Origin of the sequence: Halomonas campaniensis (genome assembly GCF_002211105.1) — a bacterium.
Classification (GTDB): Bacteria; Pseudomonadota; Gammaproteobacteria; order Pseudomonadales; family Halomonadaceae; genus Vreelandella; species Vreelandella campaniensis_A.
The window spans coordinates 73,212-80,479 of the sequence record NZ_JPUA01000032.1; the positions used below are offsets into that span (position 1 = coordinate 73,212).

Annotated in this window: 6 protein-coding genes and 1 pseudogene; 5 read left to right on the forward strand and 2 right to left on the reverse strand. The window is 54.4% G+C overall.

Annotation, left to right across the window (positions count from 1 at the left end):
• Positions 1 to 21: 21 nt before the first annotated feature.
• Positions 22 to 3,333 (reverse strand): mechanosensitive channel MscK, encoded by a 3,312-nt coding sequence (gene mscK, locus JI62_RS12040; RefSeq protein ID WP_425348150.1) that lies wholly within the window; start codon positions 3,331 to 3,333, stop codon positions 22 to 24.
• A gap of 222 nt (positions 3,334 to 3,555) precedes the next feature.
• On the opposite strand from mscK, the gene JI62_RS12045 reads away from it, so the two are divergent.
• From JI62_RS12045 to JI62_RS12060, 4 genes are all read left to right on the forward strand, one after another.
• Positions 3,556 to 4,587 carry a phospholipase A gene (locus JI62_RS12045; protein WP_088700429.1) on the forward strand — a complete coding sequence of 344 codons (1,032 nt, stop codon included), beginning with the start codon at positions 3,556 to 3,558 and terminating at the stop codon, positions 4,585 to 4,587.
• Positions 4,588 to 4,664: 77 nt separating this feature from the next.
• Positions 4,665 to 4,997: a DUF883 family protein gene (locus JI62_RS12050; RefSeq protein ID WP_088700400.1), complete on the forward strand. Its 333-nt coding sequence runs from the start codon at positions 4,665 to 4,667 to the stop codon at positions 4,995 to 4,997.
• Positions 4,997 to 5,401 (forward strand): phage holin family protein, encoded by a 405-nt coding sequence (locus JI62_RS12055; protein ID WP_088700401.1) that lies wholly within the window; start codon positions 4,997 to 4,999, stop codon positions 5,399 to 5,401. Before JI62_RS12050 ends, JI62_RS12055 begins: the two co-directional genes overlap by 1 nt.
• Positions 5,376 to 5,687 (forward strand): YqjK family protein, encoded by a 312-nt coding sequence (locus JI62_RS12060; protein ID WP_088700402.1) that lies wholly within the window; start codon positions 5,376 to 5,378, stop codon positions 5,685 to 5,687. The genes JI62_RS12055 and JI62_RS12060 overlap by 26 nt, the downstream gene beginning before the upstream one ends.
• A 67-nt stretch (positions 5,688 to 5,754) precedes the next feature.
• Here JI62_RS12060 and JI62_RS12065 read toward each other — a convergent pair whose 3' ends face one another.
• Entirely contained in the window at positions 5,755 to 6,939 is a 1,185-nt protein-coding gene (locus JI62_RS12065) for an NAD(P)/FAD-dependent oxidoreductase (RefSeq protein WP_088700403.1), read from the reverse strand.
• 135 nt (positions 6,940 to 7,074) lie between these two features.
• On the opposite strand from JI62_RS12065, the pseudogene JI62_RS22910 reads away from it, so the two are divergent.
• Positions 7,075 to 7,268 (forward strand): annotated as a pseudogene (locus JI62_RS22910) (efflux RND transporter periplasmic adaptor subunit); the annotation flags it as partial.

A 7,268-nucleotide genomic window follows, 5' to 3' on the forward strand; every position in this document is an offset into this window, starting at 1 on the left:
ACAAGAGAGCTTAAAAATGCATTACGTCGATGCAGGGGGCAGTTGGTTCGCCGACTGCACTTTAACAGCGTCGCCCTGATCAGGGTGTAGCCACACATCCATCTGTTCAAACGCCACGCGTACACCGGCTTCACGGAACAGCGCATCTATACGGCAGTTGATTTCATCGGCAGCAAACAGCCGATCAAGCAGGTCGTTGACGAAAATCCGCAGCTCAAAATTGAGGCTGTGCTGCCCATAGCTTAAACAGAAAACCTGGGGTTCAGGGTCGGCTAGCACACGAGGGTTTTCATCCGCTACCTGCCGCAATAGTTGGTGCACCTTGGCCATATCGGAGCCGTGGGCCACACCGTAGGTGAGCACGACCCGAGTGATATTATCCGACAGCGACCAGTTGATCAGTTGGTCGGTCACAAAGGTTTTATTGGGGATAATAATCTCTTTACGGTCAAAATCGGTGACGGTAGTCGCACGGATACGGATTCGGCTAACGGTGCCGTGTAAATTGCCAATGGTGATAGTGTCGCCAATACGAATCGGCCGTTCGAACAGAATAATCAAACCGGATATAAAGTTGGCAAAAATCTCTTGTAAGCCAAACCCTAACCCCACACTCAGGGCGGCCACCAGCCACTGAAGCTTGTCCCAGGAAACCCCCAGGGTCGACAGCCCCATAACAATACCGGTGCCCACGATAGTGTAGGAGAGCAGCGAGCTAATGGCATAGGCACTGCCCTGTTTCAATGACAGCCGGGAGAGCACCATCACTTCCAACAGACCCGGCAAATTGCCCGCCATGATAAACGTAATAGCCACAATCAGCAGGGCAGCAAAGACGTCGGATATCGATAGCGCGTTATCGACCAGATCCCCTTCTTGCGCTTCCCACAATGATACGTTATCCAAATAGCCGAGCACCGAAAGCAAGTCTGACCAGACCAAATAAAGCAGCGCACTGAAGCCAATCAACACAATCAGCTTGGAGAGCCGCAGCGACTGACTATTGATCTGCGCCATATCAAGCGGTGGCTCTTCTACTACCTCAAGACCACCTTCCGCCCCCTCTTGCACCTGAGCGCGACGTCGCGCCAAGGCACGGCGATAAGCGAGCCGCCGTGCGGCCACCGCGAGACTTCTCACCAACGAAGCTTCCACCACGACCCATAGCCCCAGCAAGTAAAGGGTGATCGCGAATCGTCCGACTAATCTTAGTGCGGTGTATTCGTAACCCCAAACCACCAATCCCAGTAGGATCAACGGCACCGAGGCCATCGCCAGCCCCAATAGCAAGCGGAACAGGTGGACACCAAAAATGGGGATATGCGCCAGTATCAGTTGCGCCAACCACCAGCTCATTGCTACCAACCCAGCGGAAAACAACCCCAAGGCGACAGGACGCTGCGCTAGCGGCGTTTCCATCTCTCCAGACATCGCGGCAATGGCAATGACCGGCACCAGGGCGATACCTAGCCCGCCTAACAGCTGACGTAACCGGGCGTTGTACTGTGGCGACCAGGTAAAGTGGCGCTCGGCCACCCCATCGGCGACCAGCAGCCTGCGCCCCCAAGCGACGACGGCCCAACTCAAGGCCAATTGAAGCAGCGCCGGGGCAACGCTATTCGCTAACGGCCCAGCCGCGCCTTGCAGCCCAACGCCAATACCCGCTAGGGCCAGCGGGCCAGAGAGCGCCAGCAGCGCGTTCATCAGCACCGCCCGAGGGGTATGCAACTGGGTATCGCTTTTTAACCGACCAATCTGCGAATGCAGCGTGGCCAGGTGGGCCTTGATTTTGCGACGCAACCCCATTAGCACCAGACTCAACAACACTAGCGGTGCGCCTCTAAGTACTTCCCAGGAAAGCCCTTGCCAACGAGTGGGTAAAATGGCGCGCCACTCCCCTTCTTGCCACTCTAGCCGAAGATTGTGCGGCAGTTGGCGCACCCAATTCAGATCCATTGGCCGACTGTTGGCGACCCAAAAAAGCTGCTCATCGATAGTTTTGCGCAACTCAACGGTTGTCGTTACCAGCTGCTGCTGGTTGAGCTGAAGCTCAATCGCCGCGCTTAATAAGCTGCCGTAAGACTGCTCTAGTTGCTCGACCAGCTCACGTCGCGATTGATAAAGCTGCGAAAGGGAATCGACTAACCCCGGCGTCGCCTCAATGCCCGCCTCAGCCAAACGCGTAGTGGCAAACTGCTCGCTTTGGCGCAGTTGATCGCGCTGGCGAACTAAATCGAATTGCTTTAAGCGCAGATCGGCAATTTCGTCCTGCAAATTCCGTGGGGCAGCCAATGGAGGCAATGACTTGCGCTGCTCGCGCAGAATACGCGACAGTAGCTGGCTGCCGCGTATTGCCTCAATTTGTTCATTAAGGCTACGCTGTAACTGGCGCACGTTCTCCAACTGCCGTTGGGCTTCAATATTTTCGCGAACCACCGTGTTGGCGCGGTCGGTTGCCCGCAGCAGTTCCAAACTAAGCGTTTGATTGGTTTGCTGTGCTTGCACGACGACCGGGTGCCCAGCAGCGATTAATGGGTTATCCCGTGCTGCATCGGCAATGGCTTGCTCTGAAGCCAGCCGGCGCTGCCGATCAATCACCCCTTGCAGCATGGTTAGCTGCTGCTCTTGATAATCGATCTGCACCATCAGCACATCACGGCGCTCCTGAGCTAGTTCGCGCAGGCGACTATTAGCGCTTAGTTCGCGTTGATAGAAACTCACTTCGCGTTCGGCAAGCGCACGCTCCAGGCGCAGTTGGATAAGCCGTGCATCGTTTAATGCAGAGAGTTGACGATCCGCCAGCAAAGCCTCACGTTCATCGTGCTGCCGGCGTAAACTTTCCGCACGCTGGAGGGTTTCCGCGATGGATTGCTGGGCACGCTCAGGCAGTGTTTGAGCGGCCAGCAGTTGCGAGTTCACTTCTGCCAGTTGGCTTTGCAACTGCTGTAGCTCAACCACGGCGTTGGTTTGCAACGTCTCCAACTCATCTAGCGGTCGATCGCTCAAGTCGGCAACGGTTAACTGCTGGGAGGCTTCTTCAGCTTCGCTCAACTCGCGCTGCAGGCGTGCTAGCATTTCAGGAGCTTGCTCTACCCGGGTGTCTAACGCAGCAAGGCGCTCGTCCACAGAGGCCAGACGTTCATAAGCTTCGATAGCCGCTTCCAGGGCCTCTTTATCCCTGACCTGCTGGTCAGTTAAAGGCTCCTCAAGAGCCTCTAACTGAGCAAGTCTTGAAGCCAGTTCAGCCTGTTCAGGCACCCGGTCAAGCATGTTTGCCTGGAGCGCAGCGTGGGCTGAATTAAATGCGGCGCTACTGCTAATGACGAGCAGCAGAAACAAACAGGTTATACTCCGCTTACAGGCGCTTCTTACCACGTTACGTATCAACACGTTACTTAGGGGCCTCGCTGACATCAAATGCTCCGCAGAGACGGAGAATGAGGTTATTGTCAGGCGTTCTGATAGCCAGCGCAATCAGAGGTGTTGACTTCCACAGGCGGCGTGATAGAAACAAGCTTGGCATTTGCCTATTCCTTCATTTTGCGAGTCACCTTGATGGTCACCCGAAAACTGCCGTTGACGAAACTTATCGTTCTACTGAGCCTTGCTACTTTTAGTGCGAATGCCGTCGCCGAGTCTCAACAGGAAATTGAGGCGCGTATCCGTGCCCTCAATGCTGAGCTGCATGCTCTGCACCAACAGTTGCAGCAGATAGAGAATCCCGAAGACGCCGTACTAGGCTTACCGTATGAACAGTTGCCTGAAGAGGTTGCACGGGAGGATTTGAACGAGCGTCGTGAGCTCGAGCAGGAGTCAAGTCGCAACCCGTTTTCAATCACCACCCACCGCACTAACTACCTGTTTCCGGTTAGCTTTAACACTAACCAAAACCGTGAAAGCTTCCGCAATATCTCTAACGATAGCGAAGTGGACGACGTGGAGCTAAAATTCCAGTTTAGCGCCAAGGTTAATCTGGCTGAACAAGTGTTCGGTAACTACGGCGACGTCTACTTCGGCTACACTCAGCGCAGCTGGTGGCAGGCGTATAATACCGACGCCTCGTCGCCTTTTCGGGAAACTAACTACGAGCCTGAAATATTTATCGATTTTGATAATGCCTGGGAGGCGCTTGGCTGGGTCAATACCCGCAACCGAGTATCCCTCAATCACCAATCTAATGGTCGCTCAGATCCTCTCTCACGCAGCTGGAACCGGGTATACCTTGAGAGCACCTTCCAGCGCGGCGACTGGGCATTCACCCTGGCCCCCCATTGGCGGGTACCAGAATCCTCAGAGGATGACGACAACCCGGATATCGAACGCTACATGGGATACGGCGATATTCGTCTCGCCAAGCGCCTCAATAATAACCATGAAGTGAGTGGACAGTTACGCGGCAACCCCAGTGCTGGCAATATTGGCACCCAAATTGATTACAGCTGGCCTGCTTTCAACAGCTTGCGAGCGCATGTACAGTACTACTATGGATATGGGGAAAGCATGATCGATTATGATCATCGCGTGCACCGCTTAAGCCTTGGGTTTAGTTTAAATCCCTTATTTAGTGCCTCTGGGCTGAACCGATAAGGGCATTTACTTGTCTCTACCTATGTGACTGCTATGCTAGTAGCAGCACTATCATTCACTCGTCAAAGGAAGACTCCATGGCTAAACGTCAGCCCACTTACTCTACTCAAGCCGATCAACTCAAAGATGACCTGCGCCACCTGAGTGAAACCGTTGAAGAGCTGGTCAATGCGACCGCTAAAGATGCCAGCGGAGAGATGAACGATCTACGTAGTCGCGCCGAGCGCCGCTTGAAAGATACCCGTGCACGTCTTGAAGCACGTGGCGAACGCATCTATGACGAAACCCGTGATTCGCTGACCCATCAAGCCGATGCATGCGACCGCTATGTGCATGAAAACCCCTGGACGAGTATTGGTATTGGCGCCGCAGCGGGTATGGTTATCGGTATGCTGCTCGGTCGTCGCTAATGGCTTTGGGGCCAACCCAACGCGTCTTCTCTGCCGCCAAACGCTTACTGAAATCGCTGATTGCCAATAGCGAAACCCGTCTGCGTTTGGCGGTGTTTGAGTTAGAGGAGGAGCGTGCTCGTTTACTGGTTCTACTGCTGCTCGCAGGGGCAAGTTTACTGCTGCTGTTGCTGGGGATTGCCACGCTAACGGCACTAGTAGTGGTTCTATTCTGGGATACCTACCGCCTCACTGCTATTGCAATCAGCGCAGCCGTGTTGATAGGCGCCAGTTTGCTACTTGCGGTTATTGCGATTCGCCAGTCCAAACAACACTCGCTGTTAAAAGAAACACTCAAACAGCTTGCTGCTGACCGAGCACTGCTTGAGGAGCCCAGTGATGAAACCATCCGCAGACACCGCTAAATCACACACAAAGCCGCTCGGCCGTGCTGAGCGCAAAGCGCTACTGTTAGCCGAGCTTGAGCAGCAGCGCGTGGATATTTTGGTCGATAGCGAATTTTTACAGCAAGCCGCTTCACCACTGGATAGAAACTGGCAAAGCTTCAAACTGCCGCTCTACGCCATCGGTGGCTTTGCTGCGTACAGGCTGATGCGCCACCCAGGCGGCGCCATGGCAGCAGGCAGAAAAGCGCTTGCGGGCTATATGCTATTCAAAAAGCTTAAGTTATTAGCCAAAGTGGCTACTTAACGTTAATGTTTTTTGCACTGGACTCTTTTGTACTGGGCTAGGATGTATGTGAAACGCATTTCCTAGCCTAGCAGGATTGACCACAGGCGACGCCACTCGCCCACGCCCACTGAAAGTTATACCCTCCCAGTTCTCCCGTTACATCCAATACTTCTCCGATAAAGCGCAACTGCGGCAAGCCTTTAACCTCAAAGGTTTTGGACGAAATCGCATCGGTATTTACCCCGCCCATGGTCACCTCTGCGGTACGCCAACCCTCGGTGCCCGCTGGCTTCAATTGCCAGGCGTTGAGTCTTTGCGCCCACTCATCCAGTGCAGCATTAGCATACTGGGCCAGTGGCCGGGCCGGGTCATGGTCGGGATACCACTCCAGCAGCGCTTGCGCCAAACGTTTCGGAAAACGTTCGCCAAGCCAAGTCGATAGCTGGCGTTTGGGCGTCTCCTGGCGTGCCTCACGCAGCGATGCCGCTACATTCTCCCTGGGCAGCAGATCAACCGTAATGCGCTCACCAGGCTGCCAGACGCTGGATATCTGCAGCATGGCAGGGCCAGACAAGCCGCGATGGGTAAATAGCATAGGCTCCACAAAGCGCCGGCCGCCCGCGCTTACTGCCACGGGCACGCTTACCCCTGAAAGCTCTGCAGCGCGCGCCTTCCACGTATCGCTCAGCGTGAACGGCACTAGGCCAGGGCGCGTATCAAATACCTCAAGACCAAATTGACGGGCTATATCGTAGCCAAATCCGGTCGCGCCCATACTCGGAATGGACAATCCACCGCTCGCCACCACCACCACGCCCGCCTCTATTCTACCTATCGAGGTCGATAGCCGCATGGCGGCGCCCTGCTGCTCCACCCCGGTAATCTGTGTACTGAGCCTAACATCAGCCCCCGCCCACTCACACTCTGTAAGCAGCGTACGAACGATCTCTTTGGCCGAAGTGGCACAGAATAGCTGACCCGGCGTTTTCTCCACATGCTCAACGCCGTGTCGCTCTACCAGCTCAACAAAGTGCTCAGGGCGGTAACGTTTGAGCGCTGAAATACAAAAGTAGGGGTTTGACGAGTAAAAGTGCTGTGGCGTTGTGCCAAGATTGGTAAAGTTGCAGCGGCCGCCCCCAGACATCAGAATCTTCTTACCCGCTTTGTTAGCATGATCAAGCACTAAGACTCGTTTTCCGGCATAGCCCGCTTGCGCTGCGCACATCAAGCCTGCGGCGCCAGCCCCAATGACGACAACGTCATAGATCATAATGGACAGCTCATATTAAGGGCGATTCCCGCCGTAAAAGGCAGGCATTCTAACAGGGTCACACTTAAAAATTATTATATGGCAAAATTACCCTATACAATAATTGTATAAATATTATCTAACGCTGAGAACACTATGCTTCTGTCAATACATCGACGATGTTTGCTGCGACTCGCACTTGTGCCCCTCACCCTGCTGCTGTCCAATGCAACGATGGCTCAATCGATGCCATCGGTCATCGGCACACGAGTGGTCATGACCACGTGGTCGGATCCACTCGAAGCCTTGGGTACCCTTCGTGCCGATGAGAGCGTCACGCTATCGGCTAA